Genomic DNA, 19198 nt, shown 5'->3' on the forward strand with positions numbered 1-19198 from the left:
CTGCGATCGAGCGCACCGCAGTGTGCCAGTTTTGCGACGGCTCTGCCGCCGATCGCAGCCTTCGTGCCTCGCCAGCGGCTACATGGCTGTTAACCCTGCCAACCCCCGCCCAGTGCCGTCAACAAGCCAACGCTGGCTTGCAGCTGGCGGGTGTGCAGCGCCTGCACCTGACGCTCGGCCTGCAAGGCCGCGGTCTGCGCCGTCACCACATCCAGATAGCTCACCGCGCCCGCTTCATAGCTGTTGGTGGCCAGGGTTTGGGTATGCCGAGCGGCATTGGCCGCGGCCTGTTCGTCGAGGTTTTGCTGTTGCAGGTCGCGCAGTTGCGCCAGGTTGTCTTCGACCTCGCGCACCGCCCGCAATACTTGACCGTGGTAATGGGCCGAGGCTTCTTCAAATTCGGCTTTGGCTTGCTGTTCTTGTGCACTTAACCGGCCGCCGTCAAAGATCGGCAGGCTCACCAGCGGCCCCAACGCCCAAAACCGATTGGCCGCAGCCAACAAGTTGCCACTGCCCTGAGTCTGGCCACCGAGCAGCCCGGTCAGGCTGAAGTCGGGATACCACGCCGCCTTGGCCACGCCGATTCCGGCATTGGCGGCAAACAGTCTGCGTTCCGCCGCGGCAATGTCCGGACGGCGTTGCAACAAGCTGCTGGGCAAGGTGTCGGGGGCGGTGGGCAGGTTCAGCGGGTGCTCACTGGGTGGCAGCTGGAAGGTGCTCGCGGGTTCGCCCACCAGTTCGGCAATCGCGTGTTCGGTCAGGTTGCGCTGGCCACGAACGTCATCCAATTGCGCTTCGGCTTCTGCCAGTTGGCTTTGCGCGCGGGTAAGGTCCATTTCTGAAGCAATCTGCCCCTGATAGCGTGCGCGGGTCAGTTCCAGTGCCTGACTGTAATCCTCCAACGATGTGGACAGGATGCGCTGTTGCGCGTCCAGCCCGTCCAGCTGCACGTAGAGGCTGGCCAACTGGCGTTGCAGGCTTAACCGCGCCACGGCCAGATCGTCGGCGGACGCCTGCGCCTGCGCATCGCCGGCGGCCACCTGATTGCGAATCTTGCCCCACAGGTCGAGGTCGAAATTCAGCGCAAAACCCGCCGTGTTGCTGTTGTAGATCGACGGCTGGGTGGTACCGCGCAAGGGGCGGTTGTCTGATTGACGCTGGCGCAGCGGCTGGCCGCTGGCGGTTATTTGCGGGAACAGTCCGGCATGCAGTTGGCCGGCGTAGGCCTGAGCGGCATCGTAATGCGCCAGCGCGGCGGCCAGATCCGGGTTGGCGGTCTGCAAACGCTGTTGCAAGCCGTTAAGGCGCTCGCTGTGATATTCGCGCCACCACTGCGGTGTCAGTTGGTCGGCAGGTTGCGCGCTGTGCCACGGGCCGTCACGGGTGGCTTCACGGTAATGCTGTGGCAAATTCAGGGTCGGGGGGGTGTAGCTCGGCGCCAGTGAGCAGCCCTGTAGGGCCAGCGCCAACAACACGGCGCCTCGTTTAAGCGTTGGCTGCATGGGTGGCTCCTGTGTCGGCACGTTTGACCGAGTCGCCTTCGCGCAAGGCGTCAGGCGGGTTGTCGATCACCCGGTCGGCGGGCTTGAGGCCTTGATCGATCACCAGCCGTTCGCCCAGATCCAGACCGATGTGGATGTCTTGCAAGTGCACGTGTTGGGCACTGTCGAGCACCGCCACTTGCGTGCCTTGAGCTCGAAAGATCAGGGCGCTGGCCGGGATGCTGACGCCGTGGGTGTCGGCCGGAATCGATAGCACCGCTTCGGCATAGTCGCCGGGCATCAGCGCGTCACCGGGGTTGAGGGCGACAAATTGCGCCATCAAGGTGCCCGAGCGCGGATCAACCGAGGTCGAATTACCGATCAGCCGCGCGGTAAAGGTTTGCCCCGGATGTTCGGGAACGCTGAGTTGCACCTGCATGCCGGGACGAATCACGCTGGCGTAGTTCTGCGGCACCGGCACGTACAGGCGCAGTTGATGGGTGTCGGCAATGTCAAACAGCTCGGCGTCACTGTCGGTGTCGGCCTTGATCAGCTGGCCAATATCGGTGTTGCGCGCGGTAATGGTGCCCGCGAACGGTGCGCGAATGGTTTTGTAGTCCTCCAGCGTCGAAAGCCGTGCGTAGTCCGCTTCGGCGGCTTGCGCATTGGCCTTGGCCGCCGCGGCATCCGAGCGCTTTTCGTCAGCCTCCTGACGCGACACGGAGTGGCTGGCCAGCAGGTTTTGCCAACGGCTGGCGGTGGTCGCGGCGAGCGTGGCGTTGGCTTGCTCTTGCAACATATGGGCGCGGGTTTGCGCTACTTGCTGATCAAGGTCGGGGCTGTCAATCACGGCCAGAATTTGCCCGGCTTTGACCTTGCTGCCGATGTCGGTTTGCCAGCTTTTCAGGTAGCCGTTGACCCGTGCATGAATTGGCGCCTTGCTCCAGGCCTCAAGGTGCGCAGGCAAGCGCAGGGTGTCGCCGTGGGCGTTCTGCAACGGCTGGAACACGCTGACCACAGGCAAGGCCGCGGTTTCGGTCCAGCTGGCGACGGCCTGCTCATGCCGGCTGCGCGCTGCCAGCCCGTTGGCCACCAGCAGGGCTGCCAGGGTCAGGCCACCGATGCCCAGCAACATCAAACGCTTGCGCGAAGGTTTTTGATTAGACGACATGGGAAGTTTCTCCAGCAGCAGCGCGATTTTTTTTACGGCCGTGCACCAGGCTGAACACCACGGGCACGAACAGCAGGGTGGCAACGGTGGCCAGCATCAGGCCGCCGATAACGGCGCGTCCGAGTGGCGCGTTCTGTTCTTCAGACAAGGCCAGAGGCAGCATGCCGATCATCATGGCCAGGGCGGTCATGCACACCGGGCGAAAGCGCGTGTAGCCCGCTTCCAGTGCAGCCTTGAGGGCATCGCCATGTTCGGCCAGCCGTTCGCGGCAGAAACTGACCACCAGAATCGAGTTGGCGGTGGCCACGCCCATGCACAGGATGGCCCCGGTCAGGGCCGGCACCGACAGCGAGGTGCCACTGAGGAACAGCATCCAGACAATCCCGGCCAGCGCGGCGGGCAGGGCGGTGATGATCACAAACGGGTCAAGCCAGGATTGGAAGTTGACCACAATCAGCAGGTAGATCAGCACCACCGCGCCCAGCAGACCAAAGCTCAAACCACTAAAGGCTTCATGCAAGGCGTCGATCTGCCCGTGCAGGCTGATGGTCGCGCCTTTGGGCCGCAGGTCGGCGGCACCGTCAATGACCTTTTGCACGTCGGCCGCCACCGAGCCCAGATCGCGGCCCTGTATGTTGGCGTACAGATCCAGTGTCGGCTGGATGTTGTAGTGGGTGACCACAGCCGGGCTGTCGACCCGGGTAATGGTCGCCAGCCCGCCAAGAATTTGTGACTGGCCGTTGCTGCCGGTCACCGGCAAGGCCTCCAGCGCGGGCAGGCTGTCCAGTCGGTATTGCGGAGTGGCGGCGACCACGCCGTAAGACACGCCGTTTTGCGGGTTAAGCCAGAAGGTCGGGGCCACCTGCGAGCTGCCCGCCAGCGAGGCAACCATGCTGTTGGTGACGTCACGCTCGGTAATCCCCAGCCCGTTGGCCCGCAGGCGGTCGACATTGACTTGCAGCGACGGATAGCCCACGGACTGCTGGATACGCAAGTCGGCAATGCCGGGCACATGTTGCAGGCGCCGTTGCAGCTCCAGCGCATAGGCCCGGTTGGCGCTGTCATCACGCCCGGACACCTTGATGTCCAGCGGCGCCGGGGCACCAAAGTTGAGGATTTGGGTGCTGATGTCCGCAGGCATAAAGGCAAACTGGCTGCCGGGGAAACTCTCGGGCAGCGCTTCACGCAAGCGTTTGACATAGTCCGCCGTCGGGCTGTGATCGGCCTTGAGGCTGACCTGAATATCGCCATCTTGCGGGCCGATGGTGCCGCTGCTGCTGTAGGCCATATCGATCCCGCTCAACGGAATACCGATGTTGTCGATTACCGTGTCCAACTGATCGGCCGGGATGATTTCCCGTATACGCGCTTCGATCCGGTCAAAAGCGGCAGCACTTTCTTCAATGCGTGTGCCCAACGGCAGGCGCACATGCAGCGCCAGCGCACCGGCATCGGTGGCCGGGAAGAAGTCCTGACCGAGGCTGGGCAGCAGGGCAAACGAGGCCAGCACGCAGGCCATAAAGCCCAGCAAAAAGCGTTTGCGGTGGGCCAACGCCAGCTCCAGTACCCCGTAGTAGGCGTCGCGTACCGCCGAGAAGCGGCGCTCGAAACCTTGCTGAAAACTCAACAAGGCGCGCACCGGCGCCGAGTGCGGCTTGGCCGGGTGATCGCCCTCATGGTGGTTGATGTAGCCGTCTTCCGGGTGATGGCCCGCACCTTGCTCCGGCACATGGGGCTTGAGCAGAAACATCGCCAGCGTCGGCACCAAAGTACGCGACAGAATAAACGAACTGCCCATGGCGAAAATCACCGACAGCGCCATCGGCCGGAACAGATAACCGGCAATGCCCTGCAACATGAACATCGGCACAAACACGATGCAGATACACAGCAGCGACACAAAGGCTGGGCCGACAATCTGCCTGGCCCCGTCGAGAATGGCATCACGCACCGACTTGCCTTGCTCAAGGTGCCAGTTGATGTTCTCGATGGTGACGGTCGCGTCATCCACCAATATCCCCACGGCCAAGGCCAGCCCGCCGAGGGTCATGACGTTCAGGGTCTGACCGCTGAGAGCGAGCAGGGCGATGGCGGACAACACGGCCAGCGGAATCGACACGGCAATGATCAGCGTGGAACGCCAGCTGCCGAGGAACAGCAGGATCATCGCGCTGGTCAGCAGCGCGGCAATAATGCCTTCCTGCGCCACACTGCCCACCGACTGTTTGACGAACACCGAGGCATCGCCCAGCAGCGAGGTTTTCAGCGACGGCGGCAAGGTTTCGTTGATGCGCGGCAACATGGCGCGAATACCGTCGACAATCGACAACGTCGAGATATTGCCGTTCTTTAAGGCGGGCATGAGCACCGCACGGTGGCCGTCGACCCGTACGATATTGGTCTGTGGCGGTGAGCCATCCCGCACGTGGGCCACTTGGCCGATGGTGATCAGCGCGCCGTTGACGGTCTTGATCGGCAAGTCATTGAGCTCGTCGATGGCCTTGGGGCTGTTGTTCAGCATCACGGTGTATTCGTAGGTGCCCAATTTGGCTGTACCCACGGGGATGATCTGGTTTTGCGCGGCCAGTGCTGCGCCCACGTCCTGCGCCGACAGGCCCTTGGCGGCCAATGCCTGCGGGTCGAGGTCGAGGGTAATCTGGCGTTGCTTGCCGCCCATCGGCGTCGGCATGGCCAGACCGGGCAGTGAGCTGAGGGGCAAGCGAATATTGTTTTGCACCAGGTCGCGGATTTTTGCTTCAGACAGCGTGGGGCTGGAAAACGCCAATTGCAGAATCGGCACCGTGGAGGCGCTGTAGTTAAGAATCAGCGGCGGGGTGATGCCGGGGGGCATCTGTTTAAGTACGGTTTGTGACACGGCGGTCACTTGCGCGTTGGCCGTGCGAATATCGACGCCGGGCTGAAAGAAGATTTTCACGATGCCCATACCGGGCAATGACTGCGACTCGATGTGTTCGATGTCGTTGACCGTGGTACTCAGTGAGCGCTCGTAGGTATAAATCACTCGACCCGCCATGTCGGCGGGTGCCAGGCCGGTGTATTGCCACACCACGGCGACCACCGGAATGCCGATGTCAGGAAATACATCAGTGGGGGTACGAACGGCAGCCAGCGGCCCAATGATGCAGATGAAAATCGCCAACACGATAAACGTGTAGGGCTTGTGCAGTGCGGTCTTTACCAGCCCGAGCATGCCTGAACCTCCGGGGAGTGGAATTGCAAACCTCGGCAGTCTTACCGCCCGCACCTAACGATCACCTTTCACAAACGTGAAGGTTCCTTTAGATAAGCGCTGAAAATCCCTTCACGTTCGTTCATTAGGCGTAAGGCGGGATGAGCACCAAGCTAGTGACCATCGACGGGCCGGTGTTTGAGTCTGTCGCACTCTTTGGTTCCCCTTGCGAGGTGTACGTGTGAAGACTTTTAAACCGCTGCTGTTGATTCCCGCCCTGGGGTTGGTGTTGCTGCTGTCGGCCTGTGCCGGGCCGATGCCCAAACAAGACCCGAGCGAAGCCTGGATCGGCTTTAAAGAAGAGGGCAACAGCGACCTGATGGCAGAGCGTGTGGACGGTAAAAACACGCAAGATGGTCGGTTCTTCGAAGTGATGCCCGGCGCGCATCGTCTGGACGTGACCCTGTATGAAGGCGCCACGGGTGATGAAAACGAGGTCGATTGCCAGGGCAAACTCAATTACACCGGGTTCAAGGCCGGTGAACACTACGAGTTGATTGAGTCGAGCCTGGGGCCAGAAGTCAGCGCACGGCTGGTGGACTCCCACGGCAAGGAAGTGGCGCACACGGCGGACTTCAACTGCATGCCGGGTTGATCGTCGATATCGCTAAAACGATTTGATGATTTTGCCCAGGGTTTCCATGGCTTTTTCGCTGGTGCTGTCCCACGGGCTGCCGTAGTTCAGGCGAATGCAGTTGCGAAAGCGTTGGGTCGGCGAAAAAATCGGCCCCGGTGCAAGGCTGATGCCTTGGGCCAAGGCCATTTCGAACAGCTTGAGTGAGTCCATCTGCTCGGGCAGTTCCAGCCATAAAAAGTAGCCGCCGGAGGGTTTGCTGACCCTTGTCTGCGCCGGAAAGTAGCGGGCAATGGCTCCCAGCATGGCATTTTGTTGCTCCTCCAGCGCATCGCGCAATTTACGCAAATGACGGTCGTAGCCGCCGTGTTGCAGGTAATCGGCAATGGCGGCTTGCGCAGGCATTGAAGCGCAGAGCGAGGTCATCAGTTTCAGCCGTTCGACCTTTTGCGCATAACGCCCGGCCGCGACCCAGCCGATACGATAGCCGGGGGCCAGGCTCTTGGAAAACGAGCCGCAATGCATCACCAATCCTTCGGTATCAAAGGCTTTGGCCGGCTTTGGCGGGTGCAGGCCGAAATACAACTCGGCGTACACATCGTCCTCAATCAAGGGCATCTGGTGCTTGCGCAGCAGTTCAACCAAAGCCTTTTTGCGGGCTTCGGGCTGGGTGGCGCCAATTGGGTTTTGAAAGCTGGTCATGCACCACACGGCCTTGATCGGGTGCCGCTCAAGGGTCTCGGCCAGTGCCTCCAGATCAATGCCGTCACGGGGGTGTACCGGCACTTCGACCGCTTTGAGTTTGAGCCGTTCGAGCACTTGCAGGCAGGCATAAAACGCCGGGGCCTCAATGGCGACCAGATCACCCGGCTCCGTCACCGCCTGCAGGCACAGGTTCAGGGCTTCCAGTGCGCCATTGGTGATCAACAATTCTTCCATGGGCAGCATCAGCCCACCGACCATGTAGCGCAGGGCTATCTGGCGCCGCAATTGCGGATTGCCCGGCGACAGGTCAGTGACCACCAGGTGCGGGTCCATGTCACGGCATGCGCTGGCCATAGAGCGGGCCATGCGCTGGAGTGGAAACAGCATCGGGCTGGGGAATGCCGAACCGAAGGGCACAGTGTGCGGGTCTTTGATCGAGTCCAGTACCGAGAACACCAGACCGCTGACATCAACCTGTGTTGACTCGGCCCCGTGGCTGCTGACCACCGGTTCCGCGAACGGGGTAGGGGTGTGCACATTGACGAAATAACCGGAGCGCGGTTTGGCGCGGATCAGACCCCGGCGTTCGAGCAAGTAATAGGCCTGGAACACCGTTGACGGGCTGATGCCGTAGGTTTGACTGGCATAACGCACCGAGGGAACGCGCTGCCCGGGGCCGAGCACCCCGCTGCGGATCAGTTCGGCAATCTCATCGGCAAATTGTTCGTAGCGTTTCATTAGAAGCTCGGTTCCGTCACAACATTTCAGTCATACCCAAATCAGTCCCCTCTCCCTTGGGGGGAGGGTTAGGGTTAGGGTGAGGGGCTTACTATCCCTTGTGAACTGAATACATAACAGGCTCAGGTAGGGGATTAAACAACAGATCAGCTTGGGTATGAACGCTAGAAAATTGTCTCTAACGTTTTATCAGGCTCGGATCGTTCAGACCCTTTCAGACACACCAAAAATCAGTCCCCTCTCCCTCTGGGAGAAGGTTAGGGTGAGGGGCTTGTCCGCGCCGACCACTATCCCTTGTCAACTGACATAACAGGCTCAGCTATCGCATTAAACAGCAGATCAGCTTGGATATGAACGTTTTGATTCCACGTGTGGAGACGCTGCCGGTAGGGGCTGTGTTGCCTGTTTTCAGTGTGATGTGCGCAGTGAGGTGAATATCTCCGAGACGGGATCACTCAAATGGCGGCGGCAGCCTTTATAAATGCGTGGTCAAGGCTATCCGCCTGATAGCGTTTTTTGAAGCTGTCACCATCGTCGAAATGTATAAATTGCTTCTGACTGATCATATAAAAGCCGTTGCAGTTCTCGCTGATTTCTTCAACGTTGTGCGAAGACACCAGAATCGCTGCGCCTTCTTGTGCAGCGCCGCGAAGACATTCCCAGATATAAAAGCGAAACTCGGGATCTACCCCTGCAGTGGGCTCGTCCAAAATAATCAACTCTGCCGATAGGGCCAGTAATGACACCGTGAAGAACCAGCGCTTTTCACCGTAACTGCACAGCGAGGATTTTTTGTCCCAGATTTCGTTATAACGTTGAAGCATCGGCGGGCTCCAGTGGGACAGTTTGTCCAAAACATGCTGCTTTTTGAGCGGCGTAGTAGAGCACAACAATTCAGTCATTCTGAAAATATCAAACATCCGCAATGCGGGAGGCGTCATGACGGTCTGTGATAAATAAAGTTGCTGGGTGAAAGAGTGGGTCAATAGTCCGCCCGAGATTTTTTTCAAGCCGCATACAATATCAAAAAAAGTGGTTTTCCCGGCTCCGTTGGGCCCGAGTATACCGACGATCTGTCCGGCCTCAACCTGTAACGATGTCTGGACAAATAATGGTTTGTTTGGGTATTCAAAATGAATGTCGACAGCGCTGAGAATACTCATTAATAACGGCTCCAGACGGGATTGATACGCAAGTGCTTGCACACGATTATTAATGTAATGCCGAAGACTATAAAAATCATGGCAATGAGTCTCCGAGATAATTGAATATCATCGTGCATAATGCCTTTGCCAATGTTCAAAATATTGACCGAGTGCATGATGATTTCAACGGTGTCGGGAAGTGCTGTCTGAGCGATGCCTAGCGCGAGCAGAGTAAAAGAGATGATGGAAAATAAAGTATTGGAGGTTTGAAAGTTTAGTGGGGGCAGAGTAAGTAGGGCGCCCGGAATGCAGAATAATATAAAACAGCTGTAGAACTTCAAGCCAATATGCAGGGCCTCAATTGCAGAATAAGTGCCGAAGGGCAGGCGGGTCATGAGGTAGAAAGCGAAGCAGTACATGAGGGCGATAGTTGAATAAGCCAAGACCTGGGCGATGACAAAAATGTGTTTGGCGCGCAGGGTGTAAATAAAAGAACGCATAAAACCACTTTCTCTTCTGCCTATGATGTAGAAGGAAAATCCGAAAAGTGCAACGTTCAACGAGATGTATGCGTAAAACCAAGCCGTCGCGCTGCTGTAGGGCTGTAGAAAGTAGTCAGGGCCTTTTGAATAAGCCAGCAAATAGAAAAACCCGGCTGGAGACAGCAGTATCCAGAAAAAAGCGCTGGGTTCTTTGAGTTGCTCTTTTATAAATATTCCGGCTAGCGAGAGGGCGCTGATTAATAGGCTTCTCATCATGAATGACTCTCTGAAGAAAGGACGCCATTATTTGGCTCGCTACGCCAAGGATAAAACTATCGTCTTGGGTTATGGGTGGGCATAGATTTAATGGGTGTCACTTGTGCTGTCAATATTGAGCAATGTTATTTGGGATAAGTTCTAGTAAGTTGTAAGAATTTTCTAGATGTGAAATGTATTTTTAATAGGGTTGTAATGTGACCTCGATTGTGAGGTGCCGCATGCGGTGGTCGCCGAGCTGTTGATTTGCTTTTGATCTAAGGGCCCCCTTAAACCACGCTGGCCTCACACAGGTTTTGCGCAGTGGGTAACCCGGCAGGACGCCGGGTTAGCCGCGACACGGCCAAGGATGGCCGATCGCGGCGGGCCCACGGAGCAAGGCCTGAGTGAGGACATGCCGAGCCACAGCGAGGCACCGAGTGGTAGGGGCGAAAGCGTTTGGCCACTTTGCGCTTTTCAAAGTGGCACGGCGTAAGGCCGGAATCTTAAGTAGTCGTTACCGCAGTAATGGATATGTACCCAAAAATACCGAGAGGAATGGTTTACGGCTGCGCGTCGCAGTGGCGCATCAAACCGATCGCAGCCTTCGTTCCTCGTCAGCGGCTACAAGAACTGCGCCGCTTCAGAGGTGTGTGGGTGAGGGGCTTGCCAACCCAGTACATAGCAGGCTCTGCTATCTCGGTATGAACGTTTTGTTTCTACGAGTGTTAAACCTAGTAGAACGTAATCAGAGGGCTAGAACATGGACGCATGGTGGCATGAGGTGTGGTTGACCCTGATCGCAGAGTTCGCCGATATCACGGATGCAAAACAGCTGACCCAAATCACTGTGCGCTTATTGATTGCCGCCGTGTTGGGTGGCGTGCTCGGTTTTGAGCGTGAGCAAAAAGGCAAGGCCGCCGGGGTGCGTACGCATATGCTGGTGGCGTTGGGAGCGGCGCTGTTTGTGCTGGTGCCGCAGATGTCCGGGTCTCAGGCGGACGCCATGAGCCGGGTGCTTCAGGGTGTTATCGCCGGCATTGGCTTTTTGGGGGCGGGCACCATTCTTAAAGGCAAGGTCAATGGCGAAGACGATGAGCAAGTCAAAGGTCTGACCAGCGCCGCCGGCCTGTGGATGACCGCCGCCATTGGTGTCGCGGCGGGGATGGGCCGTGAATCCACGGCCGTACTGAGCACCTTGTTGGCATTGGGCATTTTCAGTGTCATGCCCAAAGTGGTGAACCTGTTCGATAAGCGCTAACTGTCTATAGCCGAGTCTTTATTGGCGGATGCTCACCCGGCGGATCGCCAATCGGCTTTGGATCACTCACCGGCGGTTCTTCCTCGGGAATGTGGTTTGGGTCGACAGGCGGTAACACCGGGTTATCTATATTGGGATCGGGGGTCTCAGCGGGGATAGGGATGTTCATGGCGTTGGCCTCATTGCTGCATGGAAGGTGTAGCCGGTCGACCCTGTTTGTGCCGCAACGGTTCCCGTGCCATGACCAACGGCCTATCGTCAAATAGTCTGAACTTTTAAGCGCCTACCTTGCTCCCAACCTAGGTCCCCCGGTGCCGATGCCGGAATGTGCTGTGAAACGACCACCCATCAGCGTCTCAGGGCGTGAGGAGTGAGGCTCGATGAATGCTGATTTCCCGCTGGACCCCGATCTGTCTTCCACGCTGCCGCTGTCCAAAGCGCTATTGATGCCGCGCATTGCCATTGAGTCCACGTCGCCGGTGCTGGATGGCGGCGAGTTTGCGGTCAAGGCGGTGGTCGGACAAACGGTGCAGGTGAGTAGCAAAGTATTTAGCGACGGTCATGACCAGTTGGCGGTGACGCTGCATTGGCGCTTGGCCAGTAGCGACGAGTGGTCGGCCGCGCCTATGCGCTTTGTGGGCAATGACGCGTGGAGTGGCCAGTTCACGGTGCCGGTGCAGGGCCGCTATGTGTTTTGCATCGAGGCATGGATCGATCGCTTTGCCAGCTTTTGCCATGAGTTGGAAAAGAAGCATCAGGCCGGGATTCCCGTCAGTCTGGAGCTTCAGGAAGGGCGCATTCTGGTGCAGCACGCCATAGAGCTGAGTCAGGGTGAATTGCATGAGCAATTGCAGGTGTTGCTGCGCCAGCTGTCTGCCCTGTTGGAAAACGAGCAGGTAGCACTGTTTGTGCACGAACACAGTGCGCAATTGATGGCTCAGGCCCAACACCATGCATACGTCAGCCTGAGCCCCGAGTTCCCGGTGGACGTGGAGCGCCCGCTGGCGCAGTTTGCCAGTTGGTACGAGCTGTTTCCCCGTTCAGCCACCGATGACCCCAGCCGTCACGGCACCTTCAATGATGTGCTCGAACGCTTGCCGATGATCCACGACATGGGTTTTGACGTGCTGTATTTTCCGCCCATTCATCCCATCGGTCGCAGCCATCGCAAAGGCCCCAACAATTCATTGCAGGCTGGCCCGGACGATCCCGGCAGCCCCTATGCCATCGGCAGTGAGGAAGGTGGGCACGAGGCCATTCATCCGCAGTTGGGCAGCCGTGAGGATTTCCGTCGGCTGGTGGCTGCCGCAGCGCGCCAGGGGCTGGCAATCGCATTGGATTTTGCCATTCAATGCTCCCAGGACCATCCCTGGCTCAAACAGCACCCCGGCTGGTTCAACTGGCGGCCTGACGGCACCATTCGCTATGCGGAAAACCCGCCGAAAAAATATCAGGACATTGTTAACGTCGATTTCTATGCGCCTGACGCGATCCCCAGCCTGTGGCTGGAACTGCGTGACATCGTGCTCGGTTGGGTAGAAGAGGGCGTGAAGATTTTTCGTGTCGACAATCCGCACACCAAGCCCTTGCCGTTCTGGCAGTGGTTGATTGCGGATGTGCGCACCCGCCACCCCGAAGTGATCTTTCTCGCTGAAGCCTTTACCACCCCGGCGATGATGGCGCGACTGGGCAAGATCGGCTATTCGCAGAGCTACACCTATTTCACTTGGCGCAACACCAAGGCCGAGCTGGCGGCGTATTTCACCGAGCTGAATCAGAGCCCGTTGCGTGAATGCTTCAGGCCCAATTTTTTCGTCAATACCCCGGACATCAACCCGCGGTTTTTGCATGAGTCCGGCCGCGCCGGTTTTTTGATTCGCGCTGCGCTGGCGACCATGGGCTCGGGCTTATGGGGCATGTATTCAGGATTTGAACTGTGCGAGTCGGCCTCGCTGGGCGGCAAGGAAGAGTATCTGGATTCCGAGAAGTACCAGATTCGCCCTAGGGACTACGGCGCACCGGGCAATATCGTCGCTGAAATCGCCCAGCTCAACCGCATCCGCCGGCAAAACCCCGCCCTGCATACGCACTTGGGCCTCACGCTGTACAACGCGTGGAATGACAACATCCTGTATTTCGGCAAACGCAGCGTCGATGGCAGCAACTTTGTGCTGGTGGCGGTGAACCTTGACCCGCATAACGCACAGGAAGCGCATTTCGAATTGCCGCTGTGGGAGATGGGTCTGGCCGATGACGCACACACCTCAGGCGAAGATTTGATGAACGGTCATCGCTGGACCTGGTACGGCAAGACTCAATGGATGCGCCTTGAGCCCTGGCAACAGCCCTTCGGAATCTGGCGCATCAAACCTCTTTAGGCAACGGCTGCAAGGCCCGACCCACATGCATTGGCAGGGAGTCCACATGGCGAAGAAACCCGCATCGGCAAGCTTTATCAAAGACCCGCTCTGGTACAAGGACGCGGTGATTTACCAAGTGCATATCAAGTCTTTTTTCGACGCCAACAATGACGGCATTGGCGATTTTCCGGGGTTGATCAGCAAGCTCGATTACATCGCCGAGCTGGGTGTCAACACCCTGTGGTTGCTGCCGTTCTATCCCTCGCCACGGCGCGATGACGGCTATGACATTGCCGACTATCGCGGGGTACACCCGGACTACGGCACGCTGGCCGACGTTAAACACTTTATTAAGGAGGCCCATGCTCGTGGCTTGCGGGTGATCACAGAGCTGGTGATCAATCACACTTCCGACCAGCACCCGTGGTTCCAGAAAGCCCGTCGCGCCAAACCCGGCTCCAAAGCACGGGATTACTACGTATGGTCGGACACCGACGAAAAATACGATGGCACACGAATTATCTTCCTGGATACCGAAACCTCGAACTGGACGTGGGACCCGGTGGCCGGGCAGTACTTCTGGCACCGGTTTTACTCCCATCAGCCCGACCTCAATTTCGACAACCCGCTGGTCATGAAAGAAGTGTTGGCGGTGATGCGCTATTGGCTGGACATGGGTATTGATGGCCTGCGTCTGGATGCCATCCCGTATTTGATCGAACGCGACGGCACCAACAACGAAAATCTGCCTGAAACCCATCAGATTCTTAAACAGATCCGCGCTGAAATCGACGCTCATTACCCTGATCGCATGTTGTTGGCCGAGGCCAATCAATGGCCGGAAGACACCCAGCAGTATTTTGGTGACAGCGACGGCATCAACGGCGATGAGTGCCATATGGCATTTCACTTCCCGCTGATGCCGCGCATGTACATGGCACTGGCGCAGGAAGATCGCTTCCCGATCACCGATATTTTGCGCCAAACCCCGGAAATTCCTGCCAATTGCCAGTGGGCAATCTTTTTGCGCAACCACGATGAGCTGACGCTGGAAATGGTCACCGACCAGGAGCGCGATTACCTGTGGAACTATTACGCCGCTGACAGGCGCGCCCGCATCAACCTGGGCATTCGTCGGCGTCTGGCGCCGCTGATGGAACGCGACCGTCGCCGCATCGAATTGCTCAACAGCTTGCTGCTGTCGATGCCCGGAACGCCGACCCTGTATTACGGCGACGAAATCGGCATGGGCGACAACATTTATCTGGGCGACCGCGATGGCGTGCGCACGCCCATGCAGTGGTCGATTGATCGCAACGGCGGCTTCTCGCGGGCCAATCCGGCCAGCCTGGTATTGCCACCGATCATGGACCCGCTGTACGGCTATCAGTCGGTTAACGTGGAAGCGCAGTCGGGCGATCCACACTCCTTGCTCAACTGGACCCGCCGCCTGTTGGCCGTGCGCAAGCAGCAAAAGGCCTTCGGCCGTGGCACCCTGAAAATGCTCTCGCCGAGCAATCGGCGCATTCTGGCCTACACCCGCGCGTTCACTGACAGCGATGGCAAGACTGAAACCATTTTGTGTGTGGCCAATGTGTCCCGCAGTGCTCAAGGGGTCGAACTGGATCTGTCCGAGTTTACGGGCCAAGTGCCGGTTGAAATGATTGGCGGTAACGCCTTTGCGCCCATTGGCCAGACACCGTTCATGCTGACCTTGGCGCCCTATGGGTTTTTCTGGTTTCTGCTGGCCAGCGAAAACCAGATGCCCGGTTGGCACACAGCACCTTCGCAAAGCGTGCCGGAGCTAGTGACGCTGGTGCTCAAAGAAGGCCTAGAAGATGTGCTTAAGCCGCCTGTGCGCACGGTGCTGGAGCAGACCGTGTTGCCAGGCTGGTTGCCCAATCGCCGTTGGTTCGGGCACAAAGAGGCGCCCATTGAGCAGGTCAACATTATTGACGGTGCCGCCTTTGGCGCTGCCGAATCGCCGGTATTACTGACGGAGCTGGAGGTCACGTGCGCCGGGCAGCCGCACCGTTATCAGGTGCCATTGGGCACACTGGGTGAGGAGCAAGCGAATACTGCTGTGGCCCAACAGGTCGTGTCACGCATGCGTCGCGGGCGTCATGTCGGTTTCCTAACTGATGCGTTCACACAGGAGGCCTTTGTGCGCGCCGTGTTATCGGGCCTGACAAACAACCAGACGGTCAGCAGCAGTGCCGGTGACATTCACTTCAGCGCAACGCAACAGTTGGCCACGCTGGGCCTCGATGAACACAGCGAAGTGCGCTACCTCACGGGCGAACAATCAAACAGTTCGGTGGTGGTGGGTGGGGTATTGGTGCTCAAACTGCTGCGCCAACTCCACAGCGGCCAGCACCCTGAATTGGAAATGGGGGACTTCCTGACCCGCGCCGGTTATCCGAATATTTCCCCGCTGCTCGGGTCGGTGCTACGCCGTGATGCTCAGGGTGAAGACACGTTGCTGATGATTGCCCAAGGGTATTTGAGCAATCAGGGCGATGCCTGGAGCTGGACCCACAACACCCTTGAGCGGGCGATTCGCGACGAACTGGCCGATGCCCAATCCGAGAACGAACAGCATTACAACGCGTTGGTCGAGCTGGCTGAATTTGCCCGTGTGCTGGGCCAGCGACTGGGCGAGATGCACAGCGTTCTTGCGCAGGCTCACGACAACCCGGACTTTGCGCCGCATTTCAGCACGTTAAAAGACACCCAACGGCTGGCTACGCACATCACGGCGCAGGTCAAGCAGGCTTTGCAACAGCTCAAGGCGCACCTGAGCGATTTGCCCGCCGCCGATCAACAACGGGTCAAGCACCTGATCGACCAGCAAGGGGCGATCAACGCCTATATCCAACAACTGGCTGCGGACACCCAAGGCGGGCTGAACATCCGCGTACATGGCGACTTGCATCTGGGGCAAGTGCTGGTGGTGCAGGGCGATGCGTTCTTTATCGACTTCGAGGGCGAGCCGTCGCGTACTCTCGCAGAGCGACGGGCCAAACACAGCCCTTACAAGGACGTCAGCGGCTTATTGCGTTCCTTCGACTACGCCGGTGCGATGGCGATCAGCAACGTGCAACAGGCTGACCACTCACCCGAGGCGGACGAGGCGCGGCAACGGGTCGTTCAGCGCTACTTAAATGATGCACGTCATGCTTTGATCGATGCATATCGGCTGGCAACAGCTAGCCTTAGCTTTCAAATGAAATCGCCACGCGGTCAAGAGTCTGCGCTGGCGCTCATGAGCCTGGAAAAGGCGGCCTACGAAGTTATCTATGAAGCGGCCAATCGGCCTGCGTGGCTGCGCGTGCCCTTGCAGGGCCTAAGCGAATTACTCGCCCATTTGCCAAGCAGGGCCAAGCCTTTACCGGATGGAGAGAAGTAATGAGTTCTAGCAAGGATCTGGGTGCAGTAAAACAGGCATTGTTGCCTGAGCAGCAGGATATTGAGGCTTTGATCAGCGCCCAGCATCGAGACCCGTTTGCCGTATTGGGGCCGCACCCGGACGGGCAGGGCGGGCAGGTGATTCGGGCATTCCTGCCCGGCGCCTTGAGTGTCAAAGTGGTTGCCCGCGACAGCGATGACCTGCTCGGCAGCTTGCATGGCACGGACGTGGCCGGACTGTTTGCCGCTCATTTTGATCACACGCAACCCTACCGCCTGCGGATCAATTGGGCCGGGGCCGAGCAGACCAGTGAAGACCCTTACAGCTTTGGCCCTTTATTGGGCGAAATGGACTTGTACTTGTTTGCCGAAGGCAATCACCGTGACTTGAGCAGTTGCCTGGGTGCTCAGGTGATGAGTGTCGACGGCGTACCGGGTGTGCGGTTTGCGGTCTGGGCGCCAAATGCCCGTCGGGTGTCGGTGGTCGGCGACTTCAACATCTGGGATGGCCGTCGCCACCCCATGCGCCTGCGCCACCCGAGTGGTGTGTGGGAGATCTTTATTCCGCGCCTTGAAGCCGGTGAAGCGTACAAATACGAAATCCTCGGCGAGCACGGCATCCTCCCGCTCAAGGCTGACCCTATGGCGCTGGCGACTCAGCTGCCGCCCGATACAGCATCCAAAGTCGCGTCGCCACTGGCGGTGGACTGGCAGGACTCGGCCTGGATGGAAGGCCGCGCCGAATACCATCGCCCCGACAAGCCACTGTCCATTTATGAGTTGCACGTGGGGTCGTGGCAATGCGAAGTCGACGATGTGGGCGACGTTGAGCGCCAGTACAGCTGGCAGGAACTGGCTGAGCGGCTGATCCCGTACGTCACGCAACTGGGTTTCACCCATATCGAACTGATGCCCATCATGGAGCATCCGTTTGGCGGCTCGTGGGGTTATCAGCCGTTGTCGCAGTTTGCGCCGACCGCACGTTACGGCTCGCCGGATGATTTCGGCGCGTTCGTCAATGCCTGTCATGTGGCGGGCATTGGCGTGATTCTGGACTGGGTGCCCGCGCATTTTCCCAATGATGCCCACGGGCTGGCGCAATTTGACGGCACGGCCTTATATGAATACGCCGACCCGCGCGAAGGCTTTCATCAGGACTGGAACACGCTGATCTACAACTTGGGCCGCACCGAAGTGCACGGTTTTATGCTGGCTTCGGCGCTGCACTGGCTCAAGCATTTCCATATCGACGGCCTGCGCGTGGATGCCGTCGCGTCGATGCTGTATCGCGACTACTCGCGTAAAGCGGGTGAATGGGTGCCTAACCGTCTAGGCGGGCGCGAAAACCTTGAAGCGATTGATTTTTTGCGTCACCTCAACGACGTAGTCGCGCTGGAAGCGCCAGGTGCGTTGATGATTGCCGAGGAGTCGACGGCGTGGCCGGGTGTCAGTCAGAGCACCGAGCATGGCGGCTTGGGGTTTTCGTACAAATGGAACATGGGCTGGATGCATGATTCGTTGCATTACATCCAGCAAGACCCGCTCTACCGAGCCCATCACCATAATGAGTTGAGTTTTGGTCTGGTGTACGCCTGGAGCGAGCGTTTTATCCTGCCGATTTCCCATGATGAAGTGGTGCATGGCAAGCATTCGCTGATCGACAAAATGCCGGGTGATCGCTGGCAGAAGTTTGCCAACCTGCGCGCTTATCTGAGCTTTATGTGGACCCATCCGGGCAAAAAATTGCTGTTTATGGGCTGCGAGTTCGGCCAGTGGCGAGAGTGGAATCACGATCAGCAACTGGACTGGTATTTGCTGCAATACCCGGAGCACCAAGGCGTGCAGAAGCTGGTGGGGGATTTGAACCGGCTCTACCGCGATTTTGCGGCCTTGCATGATCAGGACGATGCGCCGCAGGGATTCCAATGGTTGATTGGTGACGATGCGACCAACAGTGTTTATGCCTGGTTGCGCTGGAGCAAGGATGGCTCGCCGCTGTTGGTGGTGGCCAACTTTACCCCGGTGCCGCGTGAGGGGTATCGCATTGGGGTGCCGTTCGCGGGCACCTGGCATGAAGTGTTAAACAGTGATGCAGGGCTGTATGCCGGGTCCAATTATGGCAATGGCGGCGGGGTGGTCAGTGATGACTTGCCCAGTCATGGGCAAGGGTGTTCGGTGGCATTGAATTTGCCGCCGTTGGGGGTGTTGGTGTTGCAGCCGATGGGTTGACAGGCGGGCTGCTGCGCGGCCCATCGCAGTCTTTGTCAGCGGCTACAGGGAGCGGTAGCCGCTGACGAACCACGAAGCTGGCGTTCAGCTCTGCACATCCCTCACATTACATTGGCCGGGTCGAGTTTTGAGAGACGCC

The 19198-nt window shown here is 58.4% G+C and carries 12 protein-coding genes; 5 read left to right on the forward strand and 7 right to left on the reverse strand.

Annotation, left to right across the window (positions count from 1 at the left end; all coding sequences use genetic code 11):
- Window positions 1-89: 89 nt before the first annotated feature.
- The 3 genes from GHN86_RS18560 to GHN86_RS18570 are packed head-to-tail and all read right to left on the reverse strand — an operon-like array spanning window position 90 to window position 5863.
- Window positions 90-1502, reverse strand: a complete 1413-nt coding sequence (locus tag GHN86_RS18560; RefSeq protein WP_153380621.1) for an efflux transporter outer membrane subunit — start codon at window positions 1500-1502, stop codon at window positions 90-92.
- Entirely contained in the window at window positions 1486-2652 is a 1167-nt protein-coding gene (locus GHN86_RS18565; protein WP_153380624.1) for an efflux RND transporter periplasmic adaptor subunit, read from the reverse strand. The genes GHN86_RS18560 and GHN86_RS18565 overlap by 17 nt, the downstream gene beginning before the upstream one ends.
- A complete protein-coding gene (locus tag GHN86_RS18570; RefSeq protein WP_153380626.1) occupies window positions 2642-5863 on the reverse strand; it encodes an efflux RND transporter permease subunit in 3222 nt (1073 codons plus the stop codon). Before GHN86_RS18570 ends, GHN86_RS18565 begins: the two co-directional genes overlap by 11 nt.
- A gap of 220 nt (window positions 5864-6083) precedes the next feature.
- On the opposite strand from GHN86_RS18570, the gene GHN86_RS18575 reads away from it, so the two are divergent.
- Window positions 6084-6497, forward strand: coding sequence for a hypothetical protein (locus tag GHN86_RS18575; protein WP_323369433.1), 414 nt, complete (start codon window positions 6084-6086; stop codon window positions 6495-6497).
- A gap of 12 nt (window positions 6498-6509) precedes the next feature.
- On the opposite strand, the gene mapR is transcribed toward GHN86_RS18575, so the two are convergent.
- The 3 genes from mapR to GHN86_RS18590 form a co-directional block, all read right to left on the reverse strand.
- Entirely contained in the window at window positions 6510-7919 is a 1410-nt protein-coding gene (mapR, locus tag GHN86_RS18580) for a GntR family transcriptional regulator MpaR (RefSeq protein WP_153380630.1), read from the reverse strand.
- Window positions 7920-8374: 455 nt separating this feature from the next.
- Window positions 8375-9082, reverse strand: a complete 708-nt coding sequence (locus GHN86_RS18585; protein WP_153387098.1) for an ATP-binding cassette domain-containing protein — start codon at window positions 9080-9082, stop codon at window positions 8375-8377.
- Window positions 9082-9822 carry an ABC transporter permease gene (locus tag GHN86_RS18590; protein WP_153380634.1) on the reverse strand — a complete coding sequence of 247 codons (741 nt, stop codon included), beginning with the start codon at window positions 9820-9822 and terminating at the stop codon, window positions 9082-9084. The genes GHN86_RS18585 and GHN86_RS18590 overlap by 1 nt, the downstream gene beginning before the upstream one ends.
- 742 nt (window positions 9823-10564) lie before the next feature.
- Between GHN86_RS18590 and GHN86_RS18595 the strand changes: the two genes are divergently transcribed.
- Complete coding sequence (locus tag GHN86_RS18595) at window positions 10565-11062, forward strand: MgtC/SapB family protein (protein WP_153380636.1); 498 nt, start codon at window positions 10565-10567, stop codon at window positions 11060-11062.
- A 4-nt stretch (window positions 11063-11066) separates the two neighbouring features.
- On the opposite strand, the gene GHN86_RS23450 is transcribed toward GHN86_RS18595, so the two are convergent.
- Window positions 11067-11231, reverse strand: a complete 165-nt coding sequence (locus tag GHN86_RS23450; RefSeq protein WP_194286250.1) for a hypothetical protein — start codon at window positions 11229-11231, stop codon at window positions 11067-11069.
- Between the two features lie 211 nt (window positions 11232-11442).
- On the opposite strand from GHN86_RS23450, the gene GHN86_RS18600 reads away from it, so the two are divergent.
- Genes GHN86_RS18600 through glgB form a run of 3 tightly spaced genes read left to right on the forward strand, consistent with a single transcriptional unit; the run spans window position 11443 to window position 19059 of the window.
- The gene (locus GHN86_RS18600; RefSeq protein ID WP_153380638.1) at window positions 11443-13440 is read left to right on the forward strand and encodes an alpha-1,4-glucan--maltose-1-phosphate maltosyltransferase; all 1998 of its coding nucleotides are present in this window, start codon (window positions 11443-11445) and stop codon (window positions 13438-13440) included.
- A gap of 46 nt (window positions 13441-13486) precedes the next feature.
- Window positions 13487-16831: a maltose alpha-D-glucosyltransferase gene (treS, locus tag GHN86_RS18605; protein WP_153387101.1), complete on the forward strand. Its 3345-nt coding sequence runs from the start codon at window positions 13487-13489 to the stop codon at window positions 16829-16831.
- A complete protein-coding gene (glgB, locus tag GHN86_RS18610; RefSeq protein WP_153380641.1) occupies window positions 16831-19059 on the forward strand; it encodes a 1,4-alpha-glucan branching protein GlgB in 2229 nt (742 codons plus the stop codon). Before treS ends, glgB begins: the two co-directional genes overlap by 1 nt.
- The last annotated feature ends 139 nt before the right edge of the window (window positions 19060-19198 follow it).

The sequence above is a fragment of the Pseudomonas helleri genome (genome assembly GCF_009600315.1).
Classification (GTDB): domain Bacteria; phylum Pseudomonadota; class Gammaproteobacteria; order Pseudomonadales; family Pseudomonadaceae; genus Aquipseudomonas; species Aquipseudomonas helleri_A.